The sequence below is a fragment of the Acidisoma sp. L85 genome, assembly GCF_009765865.1.
In the GTDB taxonomy this organism is placed as follows: Bacteria; Pseudomonadota; Alphaproteobacteria; order Acetobacterales; family Acetobacteraceae; genus Acidisoma.
In genome coordinates, this window is the sequence record NZ_LMUQ01000076.1 from 177,779 (window position 1) to 201,696 (window position 23,918).

General features: G+C 65.1%; 20 protein-coding genes. 9 read left to right on the top strand and 11 right to left on the bottom strand.

Annotation, left to right across the window (positions count from 1 at the left end):
- Positions 1–389, bottom strand: a 389-nt coding sequence (locus tag GSQ83_RS26625) for a phosphoribosylglycinamide formyltransferase (protein ID WP_305782252.1), incomplete at its 3' end; no start/stop codon positions are given.
- Positions 386–1,480, bottom strand: a complete 1,095-nt coding sequence (purM, locus tag GSQ83_RS26630; RefSeq protein ID WP_158805885.1) for a phosphoribosylformylglycinamidine cyclo-ligase — start codon at positions 1,478–1,480, stop codon at positions 386–388. The genes GSQ83_RS26625 and purM, both read right to left, overlap by 4 nt.
- A gap of 189 nt (positions 1,481–1,669) precedes the next feature.
- Here purM and GSQ83_RS26635 point away from each other — a divergent pair, with 189 nt between their 5' ends.
- From GSQ83_RS26635 to GSQ83_RS26655, 5 genes are read left to right on the top strand one after another with little or no spacing between them, the layout of a single operon-like run.
- A complete protein-coding gene (locus tag GSQ83_RS26635; protein WP_158805886.1) occupies positions 1,670–2,236 on the top strand; it encodes a CDP-alcohol phosphatidyltransferase family protein in 567 nt (188 codons plus the stop codon).
- A 9-nt stretch (positions 2,237–2,245) separates the two neighbouring features.
- A complete protein-coding gene (locus GSQ83_RS26640; RefSeq protein WP_158805887.1) occupies positions 2,246–3,403 on the top strand; it encodes an AI-2E family transporter in 1,158 nt (385 codons plus the stop codon).
- Between the two features lie 10 nt (positions 3,404–3,413).
- Positions 3,414–4,130: a chromosomal replication initiator DnaA gene (locus tag GSQ83_RS26645; RefSeq protein ID WP_158805888.1), complete on the top strand. Its 717-nt coding sequence runs from the start codon at positions 3,414–3,416 to the stop codon at positions 4,128–4,130.
- Between the two features lie 8 nt (positions 4,131–4,138).
- Entirely contained in the window at positions 4,139–6,325 is a 2,187-nt protein-coding gene (locus GSQ83_RS26650; protein ID WP_158805889.1) for an RNA degradosome polyphosphate kinase, read from the top strand.
- A gap of 3 nt (positions 6,326–6,328) precedes the next feature.
- Positions 6,329–7,804, top strand: coding sequence for a Ppx/GppA family phosphatase (locus GSQ83_RS26655; protein ID WP_158806088.1), 1,476 nt, complete (start codon positions 6,329–6,331; stop codon positions 7,802–7,804).
- A 96-nt stretch (positions 7,805–7,900) separates the two neighbouring features.
- Here GSQ83_RS26655 and GSQ83_RS26660 read toward each other — a convergent pair whose 3' ends face one another.
- A complete protein-coding gene (locus GSQ83_RS26660) occupies positions 7,901–9,172 on the bottom strand; it encodes a D-alanyl-D-alanine carboxypeptidase family protein (protein WP_254065927.1) in 1,272 nt (423 codons plus the stop codon).
- Between the two features lie 339 nt (positions 9,173–9,511).
- On the opposite strand from GSQ83_RS26660, the gene GSQ83_RS26665 reads away from it, so the two are divergent.
- From GSQ83_RS26665 to clpA, 3 genes are all read left to right on the top strand, one after another.
- Positions 9,512–10,081 carry a phasin family protein gene (locus tag GSQ83_RS26665; protein WP_158805890.1) on the top strand — a complete coding sequence of 190 codons (570 nt, stop codon included), beginning with the start codon at positions 9,512–9,514 and terminating at the stop codon, positions 10,079–10,081.
- A gap of 361 nt (positions 10,082–10,442) precedes the next feature.
- A complete protein-coding gene (gene clpS, locus GSQ83_RS26670; RefSeq protein WP_158805891.1) occupies positions 10,443–10,775 on the top strand; it encodes an ATP-dependent Clp protease adapter ClpS in 333 nt (110 codons plus the stop codon).
- Between the two features lie 217 nt (positions 10,776–10,992).
- Positions 10,993–13,332 (top strand): ATP-dependent Clp protease ATP-binding subunit ClpA, encoded by a 2,340-nt coding sequence (gene clpA, locus GSQ83_RS26675; RefSeq protein WP_158805892.1) that lies wholly within the window; start codon positions 10,993–10,995, stop codon positions 13,330–13,332.
- 567 nt (positions 13,333–13,899) lie between these two features.
- Here clpA and ssuD read toward each other — a convergent pair.
- From ssuD to thrC, 8 genes are all read right to left on the bottom strand, one after another.
- Complete coding sequence (gene ssuD / locus GSQ83_RS26680; protein ID WP_158805893.1) at positions 13,900–15,105, bottom strand: FMNH2-dependent alkanesulfonate monooxygenase; 1,206 nt, start codon at positions 15,103–15,105, stop codon at positions 13,900–13,902.
- Between the two features lie 78 nt (positions 15,106–15,183).
- Positions 15,184–15,771, bottom strand: coding sequence for an HdeD family acid-resistance protein (locus GSQ83_RS26685; protein WP_158805894.1), 588 nt, complete (start codon positions 15,769–15,771; stop codon positions 15,184–15,186).
- A 71-nt stretch (positions 15,772–15,842) separates the two neighbouring features.
- Entirely contained in the window at positions 15,843–16,340 is a 498-nt protein-coding gene (locus GSQ83_RS26690; protein ID WP_216850600.1) for a hypothetical protein, read from the bottom strand.
- Positions 16,337–16,861 (bottom strand): hypothetical protein, encoded by a 525-nt coding sequence (locus tag GSQ83_RS26695; protein WP_216850601.1) that lies wholly within the window; start codon positions 16,859–16,861, stop codon positions 16,337–16,339. The genes GSQ83_RS26690 and GSQ83_RS26695 overlap by 4 nt, the downstream gene beginning before the upstream one ends.
- A 223-nt stretch (positions 16,862–17,084) precedes the next feature.
- Complete coding sequence (locus GSQ83_RS26700; RefSeq protein WP_158805896.1) at positions 17,085–18,032, bottom strand: Tim44 domain-containing protein; 948 nt, start codon at positions 18,030–18,032, stop codon at positions 17,085–17,087.
- A 57-nt stretch (positions 18,033–18,089) separates the two neighbouring features.
- Entirely contained in the window at positions 18,090–19,448 is a 1,359-nt protein-coding gene (locus GSQ83_RS26705; RefSeq protein ID WP_158805897.1) for a TldD/PmbA family protein, read from the bottom strand.
- Positions 19,445–20,710, bottom strand: coding sequence for a pitrilysin family protein (locus tag GSQ83_RS26710; RefSeq protein WP_158805898.1), 1,266 nt, complete (start codon positions 20,708–20,710; stop codon positions 19,445–19,447). The genes GSQ83_RS26705 and GSQ83_RS26710 overlap by 4 nt, the downstream gene beginning before the upstream one ends.
- Positions 20,707–22,140, bottom strand: a complete 1,434-nt coding sequence (gene thrC / locus GSQ83_RS26715) for a threonine synthase (RefSeq protein WP_158805899.1) — start codon at positions 22,138–22,140, stop codon at positions 20,707–20,709. The genes GSQ83_RS26710 and thrC overlap by 4 nt, the downstream gene beginning before the upstream one ends.
- Before the next feature lie 849 nt (positions 22,141–22,989).
- Here thrC and GSQ83_RS26720 point away from each other — a divergent pair.
- On the top strand, positions 22,990–23,787 hold the full coding sequence (locus GSQ83_RS26720) for a PP2C family serine/threonine-protein phosphatase (RefSeq protein WP_158805900.1): 798 nt from the start codon (positions 22,990–22,992) through the stop codon (positions 23,785–23,787).
- The last annotated feature ends 131 nt before the right edge of the window (positions 23,788–23,918 follow it).

Here is a 23,918-nt window from a genome sequence, read left to right on the forward strand (position 1 = left end):
GCGCGGGCATGGGTGTGCAGCCCGGTGAACGCCGGCAACAGGCTCGGATGGATGTTGATCATCCGCCCCGCCCATCGTGCGACGAGCCACGGGGTGAGCAGCCGCATGTAACCCGCGAGACAGATCAACTCGACCCCATGAGCGACCAGCGCGGCATCCATAGCCGCCTCATGCGACGCGCGGTCCCGCCCGAACGTCCGATGGTCGATCGCCTCAGTCGCCACGCCCCGCGCGGCGGCGCTGGCAAGACCCTCGGCCTCCGGGTTGTTCGACAGCACGAGCGCGATCTCGGCGGGGAAATCGGGTGCCGCCGCCGCCGCGACCAGCGCCATCATGTTGGAGCCTCGGCCGCTGATCAGGATGCCGACCCGGCGGCGAGAAACGCTCATCCCAGCCAGTCGGCCGGCGTCCGCACCTCGACCGTGGCCGGACCCGGACCCGCGCCCGCGTCGACCTTGCCGATGGTGAAGACGCTTTCGCCCTCTGCTTCGAGCATCGACCGTGCCGCATCCACATCCGCCGCCGCGACTACCAGCGTCATGCCGATGCCGCAGTTGAACACCCGCAGCATCTCCTCATGCGCGACGCCACCGGCCCGAGCGAGCCAGCGGAACACTGGCGGTACATCCCAAAGGGCCGCGTCCAACCTTGCGACAGTGCCTTCCGGCAGAGCGCGGTTGAGATTGCCCGGCAATCCGCCGCCGGTGATATGCGCCGCCGCCTTGAGCAGCCTGGCACGATGCAGCTTGAGCAGCGGCAACACATAAAGCCGCGTTGGCGTCATCAGTGCCTGCGCCAGGGTCTGACCCTCGGTGAAAGGGCAGGGGCCATCGAGATCGGCACCGGCCCGCTCGGCCACGCGCCGCACCAGCGAAAAGCCGTTTGAATGCACGCCCGAACTGCCCAGACCCAGCACCACGTCACCCACCGCCACGTCGCGTGGCAGCAGCGCGCCGCGTTCCGCCGCCCCCACCGCGAAACCGGCGAGGTCATAGTCGCCACCCTGATACAGTCCCGGCATCTCCGCGGTCTCGCCACCCACCAGCGCGCAGCCGGAGAGGCGGCAACCCTCGGCGATGCCGGCGATGACCTTTGTCGCCGCCGCGACATCCAGCGATCCGGTCGCGAAATAGTCGAGGAAGAACAGCGGCTCGGCGCCCTGCACGATGAGGTCGTTGACGCACATCGCCACCAGGTCGATGCCCACGGTCTCATGCAGCCCATGGTCGATCGCGATCTTGAGCTTGGTGCCGACGCCATCGGTGGCCGAGACCAGAACCGGATCGGTGAAGCCTGCCCCCTTAAGGTCGAACAAGGCGCCGAAGCCGCCCAGCCCGCCCATGACGCCGCTGCGCGAAGTGGCGCGGGCGAGGGGTTTGATGGCCTCGACCAGCGCATCCCCGGCTGCGATATCGACGCCCGCCTCGCGATAGGTCGCACCATTTCCGCCGGCGCGCCCGGCGCTCGCCCCTGTGGTCATGCTGGGCTCGTGCCTCTGGTCATCCGGGCCCTCGATGCGCTAGGCCTTGGCCGCTGTTCCGCCGCGTTTCGTGGCGGGCTTCAGAGGGTGCAAGGCACAGTCCTGTGACGAGGCGCGGACACAATCACAGCCGTCTCGCCGGCGCAACCGCCGTCCCAGCGAGATCGGGCAAGGGTCTGGGCGCCTTCGATGCCTGACGGCGCTCGCATTTCCGGGCCACATTCCACTGCTCTGCTGACAGCTCCAAATCTCATAACGCTCGCCCGCATCGGCGCCGTTCCGTTAGCCGTCTGGCTCGTGCTGCGGCAGGATCTGTCGCTTGCCTTCTGGCTCTTTCTCGCGGCTGGCGTCTCGGATGCCATTGACGGCTGGCTGGCCCGGCGAGGGTCCGCCTCCGTCATCGGCGCGATACTCGATCCGGTGGCGGATAAGGCTCTGCTCGTCTCGATGTATGTGACGCTTGCGGCGGTCGGTGAACTGCCGCCGTGGCTCGCCATCCTCGTGGTGTTCCGCGACCTGGTGATCGTCGGCGGCATCCTGTGTCTGTCCTTTATCGGCGTCCGGGTGGCGATCAAGCCGCTCCGCATCTCGAAGTTCAACACGGTGCTGCAGATCACACTGGTTGCCTTAGTGCTGTTGATCAGCGGCTGGCATCTTGCGATCCCCGCTCTCGTGGACGCGCTGGTTGTCTGCGTCGCACTCAGTACCTGCGCTTCCGGCGCCGCCTATGTCTGGCAATGGACTGCCCGGCGGTGAGGGTGGCGAATGGCTGAGCGCATCGAACCGCCGCCGCTACCGCCGCAGGCACCAGTCGAGATGCCGGTCATCCTCGGGCGGCGGGCGACGCGAGGCCAGCGCATCGCCCTCGTCATCTGCATTCTGCTGCTCACCTGCCTCGTCTTCTACCTCTTCTCGAGCGTGCTGCTGCCCTTCGTGGCCGCGGCGGGCATCGCTTATTTCCTGGATCCGGTGGCGGTCCGCCTCAATCGCCTCGGCGTGCCGCGCTGGGTGGCGGCGCTACTGCTGGTGCTTGCCCTCATCGCCCTGACCCTCACCTTCGTGCTGCTGCTCTATCCCATCATCCTGTCGCAGCTCGGTCTGTTGTTGCAGCGGGTGCCGACCTATGTGGTCGAGGTCCAGGCCTGGGCCAACGGCACGCTGTCCCATCTGCAGGAACATCTCGGCCGCGATTTCGTGGACAGCAAGCTGCGCGAGATCGTGAGTTCGCATGCGGGCGCGATGATCCCTTATGCCGTCGGCGCGCTGACGCGGGTCATCGGCGGCGGCTTCGCCATCGTCAATGCCATCGCCCTGCTCGTCGTCACGCCGATCGTCGCCTTCTATCTGCTGCGGGACTGGCCGAGGCTGGTGGCGAGGATCGATGCGCTGCTGCCGCGTCGCTATGCCGGCGTCATCCGGCTCCAGGCGCTAGAAGTCGATCGCATCCTCTCCGCCTGGCTGCGCGGACAGCTGCTCTGCTGCCTCATGCTGGCGATCTTCTATGCCATCGGCCTCACGGCGGTCGGGCTCGATCTCGGCCTCATCGTGGGCATGACGGCGGGATTGCTGTCCTTCATTCCCTATGTCGGGACCATCACGGGCGCGGTGACCTCGATTGGTCTGGCGCTTGCCCAGTTTCCCAGCTGGAACGGCGTCTTCCTGGTTGCAGGGGTCTTCATCCTCGGGCAGATCCTGGAGGGCTACGTGATCTACCCGCGCCTCCTCGGCAACCGGGTGGAGCTGCACGATGTGCTGGTGATCTTCGCCCTGATGGCCGGCGGCGCGGCCTTCGGCTTCCTCGGCGTGCTGCTCGCGGTGCCGGTCACGGCGGCACTTGGCGTCCTGACGCGCTTCTGGCTCCGCCGCTACCTGGCGAGCCCGCTCTACCTCGATCCGCCGCCGCTCGATCGCTTCCGGCACTGACGCCGCGCTGATGCGCCAGCTCGCCTTACCCTTCGCGCATGCCCCGCGCTTTCGCGCCGAGGACTTCATCGCCGCGCCCTCCAATGCCGAGGCACGCGCATGGCTCGACCGCCGCACGAGTTGGCCGGGCGGCCGCCTCGCGATCTATGGCGACGAGGGATCCGGCAAGAGTCACCTGCTCCATCTCTGGGCAGCTCGCCAAAACGCTGTCCAGCTCAGCGGCCCAGCTCTGAGGATCCTACCCAAACCGGGCGAGACCGGCCCGCTCGTCATCGACGATGCGGATGCCGCCCCTGACGAGGCCATCCTGCTTCATCTCCTCAACCTCGCCGCTGAGGATGCTCGCCCGGTGCTCCTCGCGGGCCGCTTGGCACCCGCACATTGGCCCGTGCGCCTGCCCGATCTCGCGAGCCGCCTGCGTGCCATCTCCGCGGTACTCCTGAAACCCGCCGAGGATGATCTCCTGCAAGCGCTCCTGGCGCGGCTCCTATCGGATCGCCAATTGCTGCTGCCCGAAAGCCTCCAAGTCTGGATGCTGACCCGCCTGCCGCGCCATCCCGCCGCCTTGCGCGAGGCGGTTGCCCGGCTGGATCGACAAACCCTTGCCGAGGGCCGTCGGGTCACTCGAGCCGGCGCCGCTGCCGTACTCGCTGAAATCTGTGCGGAAAATGATGATTTCGATAACTCTCCGCCGCTACTCTCCACAAATCCGGCGAGTCTCCTGTAGGGTAAGACATGAGCTCAGTCGCCCGGCTTCCCCCCGCCGCCGAAACCGAAATCCCCGCGATCGCGCCCGACTCGCCGAGTCGCTTCATAAACCGGGAGCTGTCCTGGCTGGATTTCAACCACCGCGTGGTCGAGGAGGCCGAGAACCGCCACCACCCGCTGCTCGAACGCCTGCGCTTCATCTCGATCAGCGCCTCGAATCTCGATGAATTCTACTCGGTCCGCGTTGCCGGGCTGGTCGGCCAGGCCAAGGCCGGGGTCAACGTGCAGTCGCCCGACGGGCTGACGCCGGCCCAGCAGTTGCTCGACATCAACGCCCGCGCCCGCCGTCTCCTCGCGGACCAGCAGCACGCCTGGCGCAAGGTGCGCGACGAGCTGGCCCATGCCGGGCTCGTGGTCTGCGATGCGGATGATCTGACGGCCGCCGATCGCGAATGGCTGAGTGCCTATTTTATGGAGCGCGTTTTTCCGGTTCTGACGCCGCTCGCCATCGACCCCGCCCATCCGTTCCCCTTCGTGCCGAATATGGGTCTGGTGATGGCCCTGCTGCTCGTCTCGAATGAAGACCGCACGACGATGCGGGCGCTGATCCCGCTTCCCGCGCAGATCGAGCGCTTCGTGCGCCTGCCCTCGGAAGCGGGCAGCCCGATCCGCTTCATCATGCTCGAAGCGCTCGTCAACTTGTGCCTCCAACGGCTCTTCCCGGGCTATTCCAATGCGGGCGAGGGGCTCTTCCGAGTCATCCGCGACACTGATGTCGAGTTCGAGGAGGAAGCCGAGGACCTCGTTCTCTCCTACGAGACGGCGCTCAAGCGCCGCCGGCGCGGTGTCGCCATCAACCTCACCCTCCAAGCTTCAATGCCGGACGACCTCCGCGAGCTGGTGACCGAGGAGTTCGAGGTTCCGCCTGACGAGGTTTTCACCGAGGCCGGCATTCTCGGCGCCGTCGATCTCAAGCAGCTCATCGTCGATGACAGGCCGGACCTGCTCTTCCCGCCCTATACGCCGCGCTTCCCCGAGCGGGTGCGTGACTTCGGCGGCGACTGCTTCGCCGCCATTCGCGCCAAGGACATCATCGTCCACCACCCCTTCGAGAGCTTCGACGTGGTAGTGCAGTTCCTGCGCCAGGCGGCAGGCGACCCGAACGTGATCGCGGTGAAGCAGACGCTTTACCGCACCAGCAAGGACAGCCCCATCGTCAAGGCGCTGATCGAGGCGGCGGAGGCCGGCAAGTCGGTGACCGCCCTGGTCGAGCTGCGCGCCCGCTTCGATGAGGAGGCCAATATCCGCCTCTCGCGCTCGCTGGAGGCGGCGGGCGTCCAGGTCGTCTTCGGCTTCGCCGAACTCAAGACCCACGCCAAGATTTCGCTGGTCGTGCGGCGAGAGGGCGGTGCGGTACGCTCCTACGCGCATTTCGGTACCGGCAACTATCATCCGATCACCGCGCGCATCTACACCGACCTCAGCTTCTTCACCTCCGACCCCGACCTCACCCGCGATGCCGCCCGGTTGTTCAACTACATGACCGGCTATGCGCGGCCCGAGAATATGGACGCCATCGCCTTCAGCCCGCTGACCACGCGGCTGACGCTCGAGTCGCTCATCCGGGCGGAGATCGCCAATGCCAAGGCGGGCAAGCCATCCGGCATCTGGCTCAAGGTCAATTCGCTCGTCGATGACCGGATGATCGACCTGCTGTATGAGGCGTCGCGCGCCGGCGTCAGCGTCAAATGCGTCGTGCGCGGCATCTGCTGCCTGCGTCCGGGCGTGCCGGGCCTGTCCGAGAATATCCGGGTAAAATCGATCGTCGGGCGCTTCCTGGAGCACGCGCGGATCTGCGTCTTCGCCAATGCCCATGCCCTGCCCAGCCGCCAGGCCAAGGTCTTCATCAGCAGCGCCGACTGGATGTCCCGCAATCTCGACATGCGGGTGGAAACGCTGGTGCCGATCCGTAACGCGACAGTGCATGCCCAGGTGCTCGATCAGATCATGGTTGTGGACCTAAAGGACAATGTGCAGTCCTGGGAACTCGGCGGCGACGGGGCCTGGAGGCGTGTTCAGGGTGGACGCAAGCCGATTTCCGCTCATAACTACTTCATGACCAATCCATCCCTCTCGGGCCGCGGCTCCGCGCTGCATGGCCCCGCGATGGCGGCCACGGCGGGGCGTCGCCCGCTTCACGCATTAAGGGACTGACCGCTGACCCCGCCACGCTTCGCTGTCGTCGATCTCGGCTCCAACTCGGTCCGCCTCGTCGTCTATGAGGGTGAATCCCGCAATCCGGTCGCGATCTTCAACGAGAAGGCGGTGCTGCGCCTCGGCCGTGGTCTGCAACAGACCGGGCTGCTGAACGAGGAAGGCGTCTCCCAGGCGCTGACCGTGATGAGCCGCTACCACGCGATCGCCCGCGCCATGCATGCCGACCCCTTCGAGGTATTGGCGACCGCCGCGGTTCGGGACGCAGAAAATGGCCCCGCTTTTGTTGCTGGTCTCCAGGCCCGCATGCCGGGCGTGCCCATCCGCGTCCTGCCCGGCAAAGAGGAGGCACGGCTCTCCGCCCAGGGCGTGGTTTGCGGCATTCCGGACGCCCAAGGCATCCTGCTCGATATCGGCGGCGGTTCGCTGGAGGCGGTGCGACTAGTACGCGGCACAGTGGTACAGAGCGAAACCATGCGTCTCGGCGTCATCCGCCTCGCCGACCGCTCCGAAGGCGACCTGCTGCGGGCGCGCATCATCGTCGAGGAAGACACGGCGAAGGTGCCGTGGCTCGGCGATGGCGCGGGCGAGACGCTCTATCTCGTCGGCGGCGCCTTCCGGGCGCTCGCGCGCATCCACATGTCGCAGACGGGCTACCCGCTCAACATGATCCACCAGTATTCCATCGCACGCGAGGAGGCGCGGGATCTGGCGGGAGTGGTGGCCGGCGCCAGCCGCCGCGCGCTGGAACGGCTGCCCGGCATCGCCCGGCGGCGTATCGACGATCTGCCCTTCGCCGCCGTCGTGCTGCGCCGCCTGCTACGGGTCACGGCCGCGGCCCGCGTCGTATTCAGCGCCAATGGTCTGCGCGAGGGTTGGCTCATGGAGCGCATGCCCATCAACGTGCGCGCCGAGGATCCCCTGCTGGCCGCCGCGCGCGATATGGCGACCCGTTTCGGTCGGGACGTGAACCTGCCGCCCGCTTTGTTCGAGTGGACAGCCCGGCTAGCCCTTCGCGAGACGCCCGACCAGCGGAGACTGCGGGAAGCCGCCTGCTGGTTCTCGGATGTCGCGAGCCACGACCATCCGGAATACCGCGCCGAGCAGGCGTTCCTCCGGGTTTTGCGCCAGCCGGAAACCGGCGTCAGCCACCATGCCCGCGCCTTCCTCGCCCTGGTCATCGCCATGCGCTACGAGGCGGAGCCCGATGCCGCCTTCCTCGGCAGCGCCAGGCTGCTGCTGGATATGGCCTCCGTGCAACGCGCTGAGGTGCTCGGTGTCGCTTTGCGCCTCGCCTATACGCTTTCGGGCGGCACACCCGACCTTCTCGCCGGCACTTCGCTGGGTATCGAGGAGGGAAGACTGATCCTCGACCTCAACGAGAATGCGGGTGTTTTCGCGGGCGAGAGCGTGATCCGGCGTCTTGGCCGAGTCGCGGCGGCCCTTGGCCTCGAACCGGCCGCCCGCGTCGCGCAATGATTGCCTCGCCGGCTGCCGGGTCCCCCGGAAGCCGAGAAGTGAATTGGGGCGCCGCCGCTGGATCCGGACGTCAAGAGCCGGCAAGCCGCGCGACGGTTAACGCTCCGCCACTTCGTTGCCTGCTGGCCGCACGGCGACGCAGGTGCGGCCATAATGGTTCATTGCGTTGCAGGCGGCGCGGGCACGGACTGGGCTGACCGAGGCGATCCAGGCATGCCACTTGTGATGCCGCCCGATCTTGGCGGAAACCAGGTGAGCCGTGCCGCCGCCCGCCGCGCGGACCCCGATACGCAGCGCCGACTGCGCCAAGCCCTGGCTTGGATAGCTACCGAGATCCAGACTCCATGCTCCGGAAACGATGCGCTGGCCACTCCCGGTCTGGCTGCCGATCTGGCGCCGGCCATGCGGCAGCATGGCGGTCACCGGCACGATAGGACCGCTGCCCGCTACCCGCTGGGCGCGGCGGACCGCGGCATTGGCGGCCATGGCGGATAGGCCAGCCGATGGACCGAGCTCCGTGGCGAAGCCGTCATCCAGCATGCCGGTCATCTGGTGATCGCGAAAGCCGTTGGAGGGCGCCGCCATGACGACCCCAATCAGCCGCACACCGCTCCGCTGGGCGCTTGTCACAAGGTTATGGCCGGCGGCATTGGTGAAGCCGGTCTTCAGGCCGTCCGCGCCCGGATAATATTTCAGGAGGTTGTCATGGTTGAAGACGACCCGGCCGCGAAATAGAAAGCTCGGCGCCGAGAAGTAATGGTAGTCGTCCGGGAAATCCTGGATCAGACGCCGGGCCAATACAGACATGTCCCGGGCCGTCGAGATCTGTGCTGGGTCTGGCAGGCCGGAAGCGTTGCGAAACACGCTGCTGTTCATGCCGAGTGAATGGGCCTTCAGTGTCATGAGAGCGCCGAACCGTGTCTCATCGCCGCCCGCAAGGAACTCTCCCGCAGCCGTCGCCGCGTCATTGGCAGAGAGTGTGACCATGCCGAGGATCGCCTCTTCCACCGAAAGTCGCGAGCCTGGCCTCATGCCAAGCTTCACCGGCTGAACCGAGGCGGCATGGGCGGAGACCGGCATCATCTCGTCGAAGCTGATGCGGTGATCCCGAATCGCCTCGAACAGCATGTAGAGTGTCATCAGCTTGGTCAGGCTGGCCGGATAGCGCGGCGCGTCCGCCTGTTGCTGGAAGAGCGTTTGCCCGCTCCGCGCATCGACGAGGACGGACGCCATGGGCGGTAGTTCATCGGCTCGCGCTGCGGCTTTGCCCATCACGCTGAGCACGGCCAGGCTGGCAATGAGCCTGAAAATCACCCGGATCGGGGAGCGTCGCCGCGGCTGATCGGCAGAATCGCTGGCTGCCGTCATGCTCTGCCGTCCTCCATCACGTCGATCCTCTGTTTCGGCCGGCGCGGGAGCCGCTCACTGCCGCGAGAGGTTTGAAGCAAATCTACCGGAATTGCAATCAGTTGGAGGATGGACCTCACAAGCTTCCTATGACCTTGGCGGAGATAGGAAAATTAAATTTATTGTGCAGCGCACAATTTCTCTTGAGTTAGCGGTGTTAGCTCTGTAAACGCGGTTTTGCTGCACCGCAACACGACGTCTCGCTGGCCTTTGCCACCGGACAAACCAAGGCGGGGCAACGCATTAGCAGAGCGCTCGGAAACCGGGTACTCGAATGAAACGAAACGGAGGGGCCAGCCTATGGCAGACGAAGTGAAGAGCGCTATCGAAAAGAACACCGAAACCGCGAAGACGGTGACGGCGAAGGCTGTTGAGCAGACGAAAGCCGTGGTCGAGCAGACCAAGGCCGCCGCCGATCGCAGCTTCGACAACACGGTCGCGGCCGTCAAGGACGGCATGACCAAAGCCGCTTCGGGTTTCGAAGCATCGCAGGACCGCTATAAGGAAGGGCTTGAAAAGGCAATGAAGTCAGCTGAAGAAGTCGTCGCGTTCAACCAGGGCAACGTCGAGGCCTTCATCAAGTCGGGCCAGATTCTGATGGCCGGCCTGCAGGACCTTTCGCGCCAGATCGCCGAGTCGATGAAGGCGAGCTACGAAGAGTCTGTGAACAACGCCAAGGCGTTGACCTCGGTGAAGTCGCTCAAGGAAGCGATGGACCTCAATGTTGGCCTCGTTCGCACCGCGATCGAGAAGAGCGTGAGCGAGTCCGGCCGCTACACCGACGCTTCAATTAAGCTCGCCGAGCAGGCCATGGCGCCGCTGACGAGCCGCGTGACCGTTGCCGTCGACAAGCTTGGTAAGGCCGCCTAATTCCGCCTCGCCGAGACGAATTGGAGGGCCCGGGTGGAAACGCCCGGGCCCTTTTGCGTTCCCCGGGAGTAATCGCCCGGTGACACAAGGGGGCCTAGACTTCACAGCCGCGTCATGAACTGCGGGCTGCCCCGTTGAAAGCAGATGCGCGGTGGCTCTTTTCTGCGCAGAATGGATTGCCCACATAGGGCCTGTCAGGGTCGGAAGAGCGACGCTGCAATCTTGGACTTCCTGTCTCTTCGCCCATGCCCCTATGCTGAGTCTCGAACGGAGGCGGTTGGGCAGCCGCCTGGATCAATAAGGCAGATTGGCGCGGCCCGTCAGGTTCGCCCGGTCACCCAGAGGAAGTGCGATAGGCGCGATGAGCGATAGCGGCAGGCGCAACGGCGACCAGGATACTCCGAACGTCGGAACCGTGGTGAAGACGCGCGCGAAAACGCGCAAGCCCACCATGTACAAGGTCCTGATGCTAAATGACGACTACACGCCGATGGAATTCGTGGTCCATATCCTGGAGCGCTTCTTCCAGAAGTCACGGGACGAGGCGACGCGAATCATGATGCATGTCCACCGGCGGGGTGTCGGGGTCTGCGGCATTTTCACCTACGAAGTCGCGGAAACCAAGGTAACGCAGGTGATGGATCTCGCTCGGCAAAACCAGCATCCGCTCCAATGCACCATTGAGAAAGAGTGAATTGGTCAAAAAAGAATTAGGTGAGGAGGCGAAAAAGAGTGAGCCTGAGCAAAAGTTAATCTCTGCATCTGAACTCATGGTGCAGGATGATGACTCAATACGAGCCGCAGCCGCGGCGCGAAGGCGAATAGGAGACTGGCTACCCCTGGGCGGGCCTCGATCGACGGTGTGTCGGTGGCGTGCGTCGACAGGGGCGAAGTGAAGGAGCGTCGGACTGATGTTGTCACGTAATCTCGAACAGACCCTGCACCGCGCGCTCTCACTGGCTAGCGATCGGAAGCACGAATACGCGACCCTTGAGCATCTCTTGCTCGGACTCGCGGAAGACACGGATGCCGCCACGGTGTTGCGCGCCTGCGGCGTCGATCTCGATAAGCTGCGCGCCGACCTGACCGAATTCCTCGACAAGGATCTCGCCGGGCTGGCGACGGACCGGCCGGGCGACCCGAAACCCACGGCGGGCTTCCAGCGCGTGGTCCAGCGGGCCGCGATCCATGTTCAGTCCTCAGGACGGGATGAGGTGACGGGCGCTAATGTTCTCGTCGCGCTGTTCAGCGAGCGGGAAAGCCATGCGGTGTATTTCCTGCAATTGCAGGACATGACCAGGCTCGATGCCGTCAACTTTATCAGCCACGGCATCGCCAAGGCGCCGGGCAAATCCGCGCCTCGGGCGGATAAGGCATCCTCGTCCCAGGACTCGTCGGAGCAGGAGGAGAAGACGAACCGTCGCGGCCAGGACGCGCTGTCCAATTACTGCGTCAATCTCAACAAGAAGGCGCAGAACGGCAAGATAGACCCGCTGATCGGCCGCGAGAGCGAGATCGAGCGGACTATCCAGATCCTCTGCCGCCGCACGAAGAACAATCCGCTTTATGTCGGTGATCCCGGCGTCGGCAAGACTGCCATCGCCGAAGGGCTCGCCAAGCGGATCGTCGAGGGCGACGTGCCGGAAGTTCTGGCGAAATCGACGATCTACGCGCTCGACATGGGCGCGCTGCTCGCCGGCACCCGCTATCGTGGCGATTTCGAGGAGCGGCTGAAGGCCGTTGTGACGGAGCTGGAGGCACAGGCGGCCGCCGTGCTGTTCATCGACGAGATCCATACCGTCATCGGCGCCGGGGCGACCAGCGGCGGGGCGATGGATGCCTCCAACCTGCTGAAGCCTGCGCTTGCCTCGGGCACCCTGCGCTGCATCGGCAGCACGACCTATAAGGAGTTCCGCAACTACTTCGAGAAGGATCGGGCGCTAGTGCGCCGGTTCCAGAAGATCGACGTGGCGGAGCCCAGCACCGAGGATGCCTTCCGCATTCTGCGTGGCCTGAAGCCGGTCTACGAGAAGCACCACAAGGTTCGCTACACGGATGAGGCCATCCGCGGCGCGGTGGATCTCTCGGCGAAATACATCCACGACCGCAAGCTGCCCGACAAGGCGATCGACGTGATCGACGAGGTGGGCGCGAGCCGGATGCTGCTCCCCGAGCATAAGCGCCGGAAGACCGTGACCTTGCGGGACGTCGAGGAGATCGTCGCCAAGATCGCCCGCATCCCCCCAAAATCCGTTTCGGCTGACGACAAGGAGACGCTTCGCAATCTGGAGCGTGACGTGCGCTCGATGGTCTTCGGCCAGGACAAGGCGATCGAGTCGCTGGCCGCCGCCATCAAGCTCAGCCGTGCCGGGTTGCGGGATCAGGAGAAGCCGATCGGCAGCTACCTGTTCAGCGGCCCCACCGGCGTCGGCAAGACCGAAGTCGCGCGGCAATTGGCGAGTGTCCTGGGCATCGAGCTCGTTCGCTTCGATATGAGCGAATACATGGAGCGGCACTCCATCTCGCGCCTGATCGGTGCGCCGCCGGGCTATGTGGGCTTCGACCAGGGCGGCATGCTGACCGACTCCATCGACCAGCACCCGCATTCCGTGCTGCTGCTGGACGAGATCGAGAAGGCGCATCCGGATCTTTACAACATCCTGCTGCAGGTCATGGACCACGGGAAACTCACCGACCACAACGGCAAGACGGTCGATTTCCGTAACGTGATCCTGATCATGACGACCAATGCCGGCGCCGCCGATATGGCGAAACCCGCCATTGGCTTTGAGCGGGAAGCGCGGATCGGCGAGGACGAGGATGCGATCAAGCGTATGTTCTCGCCGGAATTCCGCAACCGCCTGGACGCGGTGATCGCCTTCGCGGGGCTTACGCCGGAAGTGGTGGCGCGCGTCGTCGAGAAGTTCGTCATGCAGCTCGAGGCCCAGCTCGCCGACCGCAACGTGACGATCGAACTGTCCTCGGCGGCCAAGGAGTGGTTGTCGGAGCGCGGCTATGACAGGCTCTATGGCGCGAGACCGCTGGCGCGGGTCATCCAGGAATACGTCAAGAAGCCACTCGCCGAGGAGCTGCTCTTCGGACGCCTGGTGAAGGGCGGCGCGGTCAAGGTCGGCATGAAGGACGGCGCGCTCGACTTCGAAGTCACCGAGGCAGCGGCGCCAGCCGCGGTGTCTCGGCCGGGTGGCGGAGACGAGAGCGGGACGGAGAAGGAGCCGGAGGAGGTGGAGTAATTCCTCCACCATCTGGCGTGAACTTTGGGCGGTGCCGTAGGGCGCCGCCCTTTTCGTATCGGCGGCGTCCTGGGAGCGTCGAATGTGTAGGGTTCGTCTCAGCGCGGTTCTGCAGGACCCGAGCTTCAATAAAAATTCAGCATTGCGTCGCAAGATAAGCGCCGCTCCGAATCTACTTTCACGGGATGAAAATGGTCATCGAGATCCAGGGGGCATTCGGTCGCGCGCAAGACAACAGCGACCACACAGCAGCAGGGGCGGCTAGCGAGTGGTCCGCGATATACAGCGATCCTCCGCCACCTCATCCGAGCCACGATTTTGCACCGCCGCCCTATTTCGCCAAGACTCACGCAGTACCGCGCTCCTTTCGCCCGGGAGCGCCGGTGAGAATGCCTCCGTCACCTCCGGATTACAGCCTGCAACCTTGTAATTTCAGCCAGAGCCCGCCCGACGCCGAAACCTGGTGGTCGAAGCTGTTCTGCGGCTGTCTCCGTCCCGTCTACGACTGACGGCCGACGCTAGCTGAACCGCCACATCGTGGTCGCGGCAATGAAATCGCGAACCGGCCTAGCCCGCCGAGGCAACCTTCATCCGCGACGGCGCCGCTACATTGGCGATGACCTCACCGAATGGCCCGGCGTTACGTGCCGCGCCGAGGTCGTTGCCGGTCGTCTTCTTCAACGGCAACAACGGGAAGACCAGCTCGGCGAAGCGGTAGCATTCCTCGAGATGCGGATAGCCCGACAGGATGAAGCGGTCGATGCCGAGCGCCATGTATTCCTTCATCCGATCCGCGACCTGTTGCGGATTGCCGACCAGCGCCGTACCAGCGCCGCCCCGTACCAGACCCACGCCCGCCCATAGATTGGGGCTCACCGTCAGCTTGTCCTTGCGGCCGCCATGCAGCGCGCTCATTCGCTGCTGCCCGACCGAATCGAACCGCGAGAAGGCCTTCTGCGCCGTCGCGATCGCCTCGTCATCGACATGCTTGATGAGCGAGTCGGCCGCAGCCCAGGCCTCTTCCTCGGTCTCGCGCACAATTACATGCAGCCGGATGCCGTAGCTGAAGGTCCGGCCCTCTTTGGCGGCCGCGGCGCGGGCGGAAGCGATCTTCTCCGCCACATCGGCCGGCGGCTCGCCCCAGGTCAAATAGACGTCGGCATGTTTGGCCGCTACCACCTGGCCATCGGCCGAAGACCCGCCGAAATACAAGGGCGGATGTGGCGCCTGCACCGGCGGATAGAGCAGCTTCGCGCCCTCCACCGTGATGTGCTTGCCTTTGAAATCGAAGGTCTCGCCAGCCAGCATCCGGCGCCAGACTTCCAGATATTCGTCCGTCGCCTCGTAACGCTCGCCATGGCCGAACCACACGCCGTCGCCATGCATCTCGAAGGGATCACCGCCAGCCACGACATTGACCAGCAGCCGCCCGCCGGACAGGCGGTCCAGTGTTGCCGCCATGCGAGCCGTCATGGAGGGTTCGGAAAGGCCGGGCCGCACCGCTACCAGGAAGCGCAGCCGCTGGGTCAGCGGCACCATCGCTGAGGCGACGACCCAGCTATCCTCGCAGGAACGCCCCGTCGGCAGCAGCACGCCAAAGTAACCCAGCTCATCGGCGGCTTTCGCGATCTGGCTGAGATAGCCGAGCGTCACATGCCGCGCGCCGACCTCGCTCGCGAGGTATCGGCCGTCGCCATGCGTCGGCAGAAACCACAACACATCGGTCTCGGTGGCCGCCGGCACGCCCGAGATTCCAGTCACCGAACCGTCCATTGTGAATTGCGCTCCACAGCCTGCATTCGACCGAGGGATATAGGATCGTTCAGCGGGGAAGAGAAGTATTTCCGCTATTCAACGAGACGCCGAGGTGATTTGCGCGCCACGCTTAAGGCCAAGTCCGAGTTGCACCCAGGCAAAACCGTGGAACACCAATTCGACCGCGATCAGTGTTCCGACGGCCCAGAGTCCGGACCAGGGCAGCGAGGCATAAAGCAGTACGCCAACGACGAGACTCACCAATCCGCTCAGAACCACGAGCCACCACCCCGCCATGTGGCGATGCGTCGCCGCCATGATCAAGCGCGATATACCGGCGATGACCAGGATGACCGAAATGATCGAGGTGAGGATTACCGAGCCTCGCACCGGCTCCTCCATCAGCAACACGCCGCCCGCCATATAAAGGATGCCAAGCAGGAGGTTGAGCAGGAAGCCGCTCCAGCCGCGTACAGCGAAGGCGTGGACGAATTGCAAGACGCCGCCGATCAGCAGCAGCGCGCCGATCACGATCGTCCCGGCGATGCTGGCCGCCACCACATCGATCCAGGCCAGGATACCGATGATGATCTGCAGCACGCCGAGGCCGACGAACCAGCCCCAGCGATGGCTCGGCAATCTACCGGCAAGGTTGAGGGAAGGCGCTAAAGGAGATCCGGACATGGGCAATCCTCATTCTGACGGCGGCGCGAAGGGCAGAAGGGCCGCCGCACGCCGTTATGTTGAGGAGCGTGTTATTGCAATGAGCCCCATCGCGCTACCGCGGGCTCTGCCTCGGCCCATTTCCACCCGCCCGACTGGTGGCAGGCTGTCGTGACGTAGCGCGGGTCGTCGGGCTGCGGCGCCTTCTTTCGCGCGACCGAGAAGACCAGCTCCTTGCAATCGGCGAGCGCCGTGTCGATCACTCGCGTGACCTGCACCTCGCCATGTTCGTCGCCGATGGGAATGTCGTGCTGAATTTCCCAAGGCTGCACGACGCCGGGCGGGAGCGGCCCGATGACGGCCGCGATGGCATTCTGCTCGGCCTGCTGGCGCTTGCGCATGACGTAGCTCACGGCTGTATCGGTCGCCGCTCGCACGCCGACGGCGACCGCATAGCCAACCAGCGGGTTCATGCTGACCGAGCCGGTCGCCGCGCCGGCAACGGCACCGGCGATGCCGCCAGCGGCGCTGCAGCCCGTCAGGAGAATGAGCGCCCCGAGGCCGCAGGCCGCAGGCGTCAGGCGCTTCACTGCAGGGCGCCCCACCGTTCGGTGGCGGGTTCGGCGGAGGCCCATTTCCAGGTCTCGCCGTCCCGGCAGACGGTCGCGGTATAGAAGGCCCGGACGAGCTGAGCCTTCTGGGTGGTATCGACGGAGAAGACGATCTCACGGCAAGCGAGCGTTGGCGTGCCGATCTCCCGGCTCACCACCACCTGGCCTTTCTCGTCAGCCTCCAGCGGCACAACATGCGTGACCGACCACGAGCCCACGGTGCCGGGCACGAGCCCTCCGGCGATCGCCGCGATCTCGTTCTGCTCTTTGCGATGAACCGCCCGCGCCTCGGCCTGAACACCGGTCTGGGCGACAGCCTGCACGCCGAGACCGATAGCCGTGGTGACGGTCGGATTATCCGTGATCGCGCGGGAGATGGCGGCGCCGCCGACACCGGCGGCGGCTGAGGCGCTCTCCCCGACCAGTGCATTGCAACCGCTCAGCGGCACGATCGCGGCCAGGAGGAGGCAGGCGAGGAGACGCGGATCGCTGTTTCGCACCAGCTCTTTCTTTCGCGTAGCGCCGCCTGCGCGGCCCGGCTCAGTCGGCGCGGTCGCGCCTGCCTAAGTTTTGGAGAAAGATTCCAGCAGGCGCAATGGAGTATTGCCCAATGTTACGCAGGACGTACGACCGCGCGGCTCCTCCGGCGCGTATTCACGTCATCCACTTTGCTTTCGCGGGATGAAGTCCGGGGAGGCCGCAGCGAGCCTCCCCGTCGCAACCCTATCGAGATTGCTGGATGCCGGAGAGCACCCAGTGGCTGTTGCGGGCCCGCAGGAAGGTCCAGACCTCGGTCGCCAGACTGCGCGTCGTCGTACTGCCATCGACCACTTGGCCCCGGGCATCCTGCGTGACATCCAGCATGGAGAAACGGATCGCCACGGTGCCGTAGTCCATGCCGTTTTCGGTCCAGGCTTCGGACAGCTCCATGCCTTCGATTCGGATGTCGGAGATGCGGTTACGCAGGCCCTGTCGCTGCAGGTTGGTCAGCTGCTCGCGGAAGTAGCCCACCATCTCCGGCGTCGCGGCGCGGCCGATGGCGTTGAGGTCCTGGTTGTCCCAGGCCTGCTGCGTGTAGAGAAAGCATTGCTCGAAGGCGCGGAAATCCTCCGGCGACAGTTGCAGCGGCGCACTCCCTCCCGCGCCGCCGCCCATGCCGCCCGCGATCCCGCCCCAGCCTGAGCCTTGATTTGCAGGCCCCCGGCTGAACGCGGGGCTCGCCCCGGCCATTCCCCCGCGACCGCTGAAGAACCGGCGAAACAGCCAGCGTACGATGAAGAACAGGATGATCAGCTGCAGCAGCACACCGAACATGCCGCCGAAGCCGTAGCCTGGATGGAAGAAGCCGTGCCCAAAGAGCATTCCGCCGATACCAGCGCCGACCAGGCCGCCGAGCAAGCCGGTGGCGAAGGGATGCCGGCTGAACATCGACCCGCCAAGGCCGGCACCGGCGCCATAGCCGTTCTGGTTGTAGCCGCCAGCCGGCGCCTGGCTGCGCTGGAAGGGCTGCGCCGAGTTGGGCGAAAGCCGTGTCGAGGGTGAGGCGAAGTAGCTATGGCTGCCACGGCTGCCGAAGGAATGGCCGCCGCCAAGACGCGCATCGGCGTCTGGCACCAGAAGCGCGCCCATCAGCGGTAGAAGGGCAGCGAACAAAATCAGGAAGCGGCGCATGACGCGCTTGATCTCCTAAGGGGTGGAGATGACGATATGGTGATGGGGCGGCGAAAATCAGGCGCCCGCCATCGTCATCCCATCGATGCGAATTGTCGGTGCATCGGTGCCGCGTTTGAACTCGAGGTCATTCGCGGGTCGCATCCCCGCGAACATCTCGATGAGATTGCCGGCGATGGTGATCTCCGCGACCGGCTCGGTGATGGCGCCATTGCGGATCATGAACCCGGCCGCGCCGCGGCTGTAGTCGCCGGTTGTGGGATTGATGCCGGAGCCGATCAGCTCGGTGAGATATAAACCTTCGGTTATATCCGCCATCAGCTCGGCAGGCGTGACCTGTCCCGGTGCGAGATAAAGGTTGGTCATCGAGGGGCTCGGCGGCCCGGAGGTACCACGCGAGGCATGACCGGTCGTCGTGAGGCCAAGCTGGCGCGCGCTGCGGATATCCAGCACCCAGCTCGTCAGAATGCCATCGGCGATGAAGTCCCGCGCCATCGTTGGCTGGCCTTCGCCATCGAAGAGGCGTGATCGCAGGGAGCGGCGGCGGCGCGGATCGTCCCTGATGGTGATGCCCGGAGCGAATATGCGCTGCCCCATGCGATCCTTAAGAAAGCTCACGCCGCGCGCGACGCTGCTACCATTGATCGCCCCAGCCATATGGCCGAGCAGACTGCCCGAGACGCGCGGGTCGTACACCACGGGCAGTTTCGCGGTTTTGGGGCGTCCAGGATACATCCGCGCCAAAGCCCGCTCGGCGGCGGAATGCCCGATCTCGGAAGGTTTCGCGAGGTCATCGGCATGCACCATGCTCGAGTAGTCGTAATCGCGCTGCATATCGACGCCGGCGCCCGCAATGGCCGTGGCGGAGATGCTGTAGGTCGTGCGCGTGTTGCTTCCGACAAAGCCGCGGCTGGTCATGAGGATGGACAGACCGCGCGCGAAATTAGCGTCACCGCCCTCGCTATTGGTGATTCCCGGCACTGAGCGCGCGGCATCTTCCGCCTCTGCCGCCCAGCCTTGGAGCACGGCGACGTCGGGCTCGAAAGGGTCATCGAGATCGAGGTCATCGGCTGGAACCGGATGAACTTCGCCCAGGCTCGCCAGCGGATCAGGGGGCACCACTCGCGCCATCGCGACCGCGCGGTCCGCCATATCGGCGAAAGACGCCGGGTCCATCGCAGAGGCGGAGACGATCGCCGAACGCTCGCCAAGGAAGACGCGGAGGCCGAGATCGCGGCCCTCTTGCCGCTCCACATGTTCCGTCTTGCCGAGGCGGCACGCGACCGAAAGGGATGTGCCGGAAAACAAAATCGCGTCCGCCGCATCGGCCCCAGCGCGCTTGGCCTCGGCCAGCAACGCGCCGAGCCGGTCGGTCAGGGCAGCAACGCCAGCGTCGCTCGTGAGGGTCTCGCTCATGCCGCCAAGGTCTCCGTGATACTGGGGAGCGCGGGTACCTTATCGGCCGGACCCATAACGGCGAGTGTCGGGGTAGCCCGGAAAAGGCGCGACGCGGTGCGGCAGACGTCATCGATCGTCACCGCCTCGATCTTGGCGACCATCTCAGACACCGGCATCAGGCGGCCAAGGATCTGGATCTGCCGGGCGAGCTGCTCGCACCGGCTGCCGGTGCTTTCGAGCGACATGAGGATGCTCGACTTCGCCTGCGCCCGCGCCCGCGCCAATTCGACCTCGGTCACGTCATGCTGCACGCGGCGCAGTTCCTCCAGCGTGACGGGCATGAGTTCCTCCGCCTCGCTCTCGCCGGTGCCGGCATAGATGCCGAACAGGCCGGAATCCATCGCGGGCGCGGTGAAGGAATAGATCGAATAGACCAGCCCGCGCCGCTCACGCACCTCCTGGAACAGCCGCGAGGACATGCCGCCGCCGAGCAAGGTGGACAACATCATCGATGGGTAGAAGTCGGGGTCGCTGTAGGAGACCGAGGGAAAGCCGAGCACGATATGGACCTGGTCCAGATCCCGCGCCTCGCGGAATTCGCCGCCCCGATAGGCAGCGGCGTGCGGCATGTCAGGCGAACTGGTGGGCAAATCCGCGAAGTGCTTCGCGGCGAGCCGCACGACCTCCTCGTGCTTGAGGTTGCCGGCGGCGGCCAGCACCACGTTCCGCGTTCCATAATGGGCGCGCATATAGTTGGTCAGCGCATGGCGCGGCAGCGAACGGATGACGCCCTCTGTCCCCAGCACCGGACGGCCCATGGCCTGGCCGGGATAGGCGGTCTCCTGGAAGTGGTCGAAGATGATGTCGTCGGGCGTGTCGTTGGCCTGGCCGATCTCCTGCAGGATCACGCCGCGCTCGCGTTCCAGCTCCTCCGGCTCGAAGCTGCTATGGGTCAGGATATCGCCGATGATATCGGCACCCAGCGCCAGGTCTTCCTTGAGGAGCTTGACGTAATAGGCGGTCTGCTCGCGGGCGGTATAGGCGTTGATATGGCCGCCGACCGCCTCGATCTCCTCGGCGATATGCGCGGCGGTGCGGCTCTCCGTGCCCTTGAATGCCATGTGTTCGAGGAAATGGGAGACGCCATTCTCCTCGGCCTGCTCGTGCCGCGTGCCGGCCGCGACATAGGCCCCGAGCGAGACCGTTTCGACCCGTGTCATCTCCTCCGTCACCACCGTGAGGCCGGAGGGCAGGGTTTCGACCCGGATGGCATCGCTCATGCGGCGGTTTCCTGTGTCTGTTGGGCGGGTGGCTGATTGGACTGGGCGAAGGCGCGGATGAGGCTCTCCACCGCGCCGATATCATTGGCGGCACGCGAGAAGCGCTCGGTGCCACTCATGAGATGGGCGAGGCGCGGCGGCAGAGGAGGGCGGATTCCGGTGGCCTGCTCTACCGCATCCGGGAACTTTGCCGGATGCGCGGTTGCCATGGCGATGATGGGCACGGGCTCAGGGAGGCTCGCCGCGCGGGCGGCGGCGATGCCGATGGCGGTATGGGGGTCCGCGAGATAGCCGCTCGCCGCATGGATGCGCCGGATTTCCGCGGCTGTTGCGGCATCGTCGAGAGCAAAACCCTGTAACAGCGCGGTAGCCTCACGCCAGGCCGCCTCGGGCACCGGCATGCGGCCGGTGGCGCGGAAGTCGCGCATGGTGGCGGCCGTTGCCTGGGCATCGCGGCCGAGCAGTTCGAAGAGCAGCCGCTCGAAATTGGAGCTGACCTGAATGTCCATGCTCGGCGACAGGCTGGGCTCGACCCCTCGCGCCGACATGTCATTCGCGGCGAGGAAGCGCGCCAGGATGTCGTTGCGGTTGGAGCCGATAATGAGCCGCTCGACCGGCAGCCCCATCCGCCGAGCCGCCCAGGCGGCGAGGACATTGCCGAAATTGCCCGTCGGGACCGCAAAGGCCACCGGCCGGTCCGGCGCGCCGAGCGCCAGGGCGGCTGCCACGTAATAGGGAATCTGCGCCGCGATCCGCGCCCAGTTGATCGAATTCACCGCCGAGAGATGCATGTCCGTGCGGAAGGCCGTGTCCGCGAACAGCGCCTTCACCATGTCCTGGCAGTCGTCGAAGGTGCCGGCCACCGCGATATTGCAGACATTGGCGGCATGCACAGTCGTCATCTGACGCCGCTGCACCTCGCTGGTGCGGCCCTCGGGGTGAAGGATGGCGATCTTGATCCGCGCGCGGTCCCGGCAAGCCTCGATCGCCGCCGATCCGGTATCGCCGGAGGTCGCGCCGACGATGGTGATCCGCTCGTCCCGCTCGGCCAGCACATGCTCGAAGAGCTGCCCGAGCAGCTGGAGCGCCATGTCCTTGAAGGCGAGGGTGGGGCCGTGGAACAGCTCCTGCACCCAGAGCCCGTCCTCAAGCTGAATCAGCGGCACGGTCGCCGGATGGTCGAAGCCGGCATAGGCGCGGCGGCAGAGGGTCAGCAGCGTCTCGAAGGAGAGCGTTTCGCCCAGGAAGGGATGGATGACGCGGGCGGAAAGCTCAGCATAGGGCAGCCCACGCATCGCACGCCACTCCGCGGCGGAGCGTTCCGGCCAGGTTTCGGGCATGAACAGCCCGCCATCCTCGGCGAGGCCAGCCAGCAGCACGCCGCCAAAGTCACGAGGGGGCGCCTCGCCGCGGGTCGAGATATAGCGCATCGGACGGAGCTATCCCAAGACCGCCTGAACCGCCAGCGGGAAGGCGGCATGGCGGGGGCGATTGTGTGTCTTCGGGTCGTATCGGGAAGTTCCACGGTCCGCACTCGAGTGACCGGCACGTTTTGTCCGCCGGAGCTTCAGCGCCGATCAACCTCCCGGCAGCGAGATGCGCATTGCTGAAAAACCACTTCGAGGGTCCACCATGATCCCATTCGAACTGCTGTCGGCTGCAGCCGGGCTTCTGCCAAACTCGGTGAGAGGGCGTTGCGACCTTTCCCAATTCGCGTAACTGGCCGCTATCGCCAAGACACCGGCATCCTTGGCGCACCGCCGCATACTGGGATCCAGGCACCGCGCGACGCTATTGGGCGAGGCATAATGCCGTTCGGGCACGCCGCTAGCTCCAAAGGCTTGAACGTCATCAGAATTTTCCTCCGCCCACCGCCCGATTTAACGCTCGCAAGAGTGTTAACGTGCAAACTGCACCGGCATGCGGTTGGGACCATCGGTGATCAGGCAGGCCACGCCTATCGCCTATTCAAACCAGCATGCAGAGGCTTGCAGCTGACAAGGTGTGCCGCGATGGTCGCAATAGTTACTCGGCAAGACCCCGCGTCATGGGTGGGACACTCCAAGGTCGCGCAAAATGCCGGAGCGTTCCAGCATGCTTTGCAAGTTCGTAGACCAGCGGCACAGGTGAGGCACGCCCCCGAAACTACCACGGTCGCCGCCCGCCATCACATGGGCTACGGCGACGGCCGCTATCCTGACCAGCAGGATCGCGCCTTTTGGGGAACCAGCTCCCACATAGCCGACGCCAGAACGGCTAGAGAATTGCTGTGCCGAGCCGTGAAAGACATCGACGACGCGACACAGCACTATATTGAAGGCGGTTCGACACTAAGCGCCGCCATCCTCACACCGGATCATAAGCTGACAACCCTGCAGATCGGCGACAGCCCCTTGGGTTACGTCTTGGTCAATAGAAGGACCGGAAAAGCCGACCTGCGCGATCTGACCGAAGACCAGAGTCCAGACGCACCGGCTGAGCTCGCGAGGATCAAGAGGCGGGGCGGTAAGGTCGAGCACGGCCGCCAGGTCAATGGTAACGCGGATCTTGCACTTGCTCGGAGCTTCGGCGACCGTGAGTTCGTCGGCATTACCGCCAAACCAACCATCCAGACGCTCGATCTGAATCAGGTTCTTGCCAATCCCGATATCGACGTCTTTGTGTTCTGTGCCAGCGACGGCCTGATTGAATGCAACGACACAAAAGATTTCGAGGCCGAGTTCAAGCCGGGAGACAAGTCCGCGGATATCGCGAGACGCTGTATAGACCGCGCCCTCAAGAGCGCGGAGAAGGCGGGGGTGAAAAAGGGCGACAATATCTCCGTCTCCATCGCTCGGCTGAAACGAGATTCCAAGGTCGCCACCTACATTGGCGTGGCCGACGGCCATGGCGAAAACGCCGCCGAGGTGGCGGCCACGGTGCGGTCCGGCATCCACCATGCGCTTCATGCGCGCGAGACCGAGTCTGGGACGAGCCGGCGACATCATGCCTCAGCAAGGCCTCGGCTGGCAGCGCCTGAGCAATTGGCTGCGGCAGCAACATCTGCTGGCGAGCAGACAACAGGTGTTACAGGTTGAGCTGATCGTTAGAGGCGGCTGTGAAGCAGCCTTGAGCCCCGTTGGCTCAGCGGCACCGAGGCCACGAATGGAGCGACCAAAAGTCGATCAAGAGATTGAAGTGTTCTGCGATGGAAGTGTGACGTTGCCAG

Excerpts from the sequence above, each read along its gene's own strand:
- purM (WP_158805885.1), bottom strand. The coding sequence starts at position 1,480 with ATGACCACAGGGGCGAGCGCCGGGCGCGCCGGCGGAAATGGTGCGACC.
- GSQ83_RS26635 (WP_158805886.1), top strand. The coding sequence starts at position 1,670 with ATGCCTGACGGCGCTCGCATTTCCGGGCCACATTCCACTGCTCTGCTG.
- GSQ83_RS26640 (WP_158805887.1), top strand. The coding sequence starts at position 2,246 with ATGGCTGAGCGCATCGAACCGCCGCCGCTACCGCCGCAGGCACCAGTC.
- GSQ83_RS26645 (WP_158805888.1), top strand. The coding sequence starts at position 3,414 with ATGCGCCAGCTCGCCTTACCCTTCGCGCATGCCCCGCGCTTTCGCGCC.
- GSQ83_RS26650 (WP_158805889.1), top strand. The coding sequence starts at position 4,139 with ATGAGCTCAGTCGCCCGGCTTCCCCCCGCCGCCGAAACCGAAATCCCC.
- GSQ83_RS26660 (WP_254065927.1), bottom strand. The coding sequence starts at position 9,172 with ATGACGGCAGCCAGCGATTCTGCCGATCAGCCGCGGCGACGCTCCCCG.
- GSQ83_RS26665 (WP_158805890.1), top strand. The coding sequence starts at position 9,512 with ATGGCAGACGAAGTGAAGAGCGCTATCGAAAAGAACACCGAAACCGCG.
- clpS (WP_158805891.1), top strand. The coding sequence starts at position 10,443 with ATGAGCGATAGCGGCAGGCGCAACGGCGACCAGGATACTCCGAACGTC.
- clpA (WP_158805892.1), top strand. The coding sequence starts at position 10,993 with ATGTTGTCACGTAATCTCGAACAGACCCTGCACCGCGCGCTCTCACTG.
- ssuD (WP_158805893.1), bottom strand. The coding sequence starts at position 15,105 with ATGGACGGTTCGGTGACTGGAATCTCGGGCGTGCCGGCGGCCACCGAG.
- GSQ83_RS26685 (WP_158805894.1), bottom strand. The coding sequence starts at position 15,771 with ATGTCCGGATCTCCTTTAGCGCCTTCCCTCAACCTTGCCGGTAGATTG.
- GSQ83_RS26700 (WP_158805896.1), bottom strand. The coding sequence starts at position 18,032 with ATGCGCCGCTTCCTGATTTTGTTCGCTGCCCTTCTACCGCTGATGGGC.
- GSQ83_RS26705 (WP_158805897.1), bottom strand. The coding sequence starts at position 19,448 with ATGAGCGAGACCCTCACGAGCGACGCTGGCGTTGCTGCCCTGACCGAC.
- GSQ83_RS26710 (WP_158805898.1), bottom strand. The coding sequence starts at position 20,710 with ATGAGCGATGCCATCCGGGTCGAAACCCTGCCCTCCGGCCTCACGGTG.
- thrC (WP_158805899.1), bottom strand. The coding sequence starts at position 22,140 with ATGCGCTATATCTCGACCCGCGGCGAGGCGCCCCCTCGTGACTTTGGC.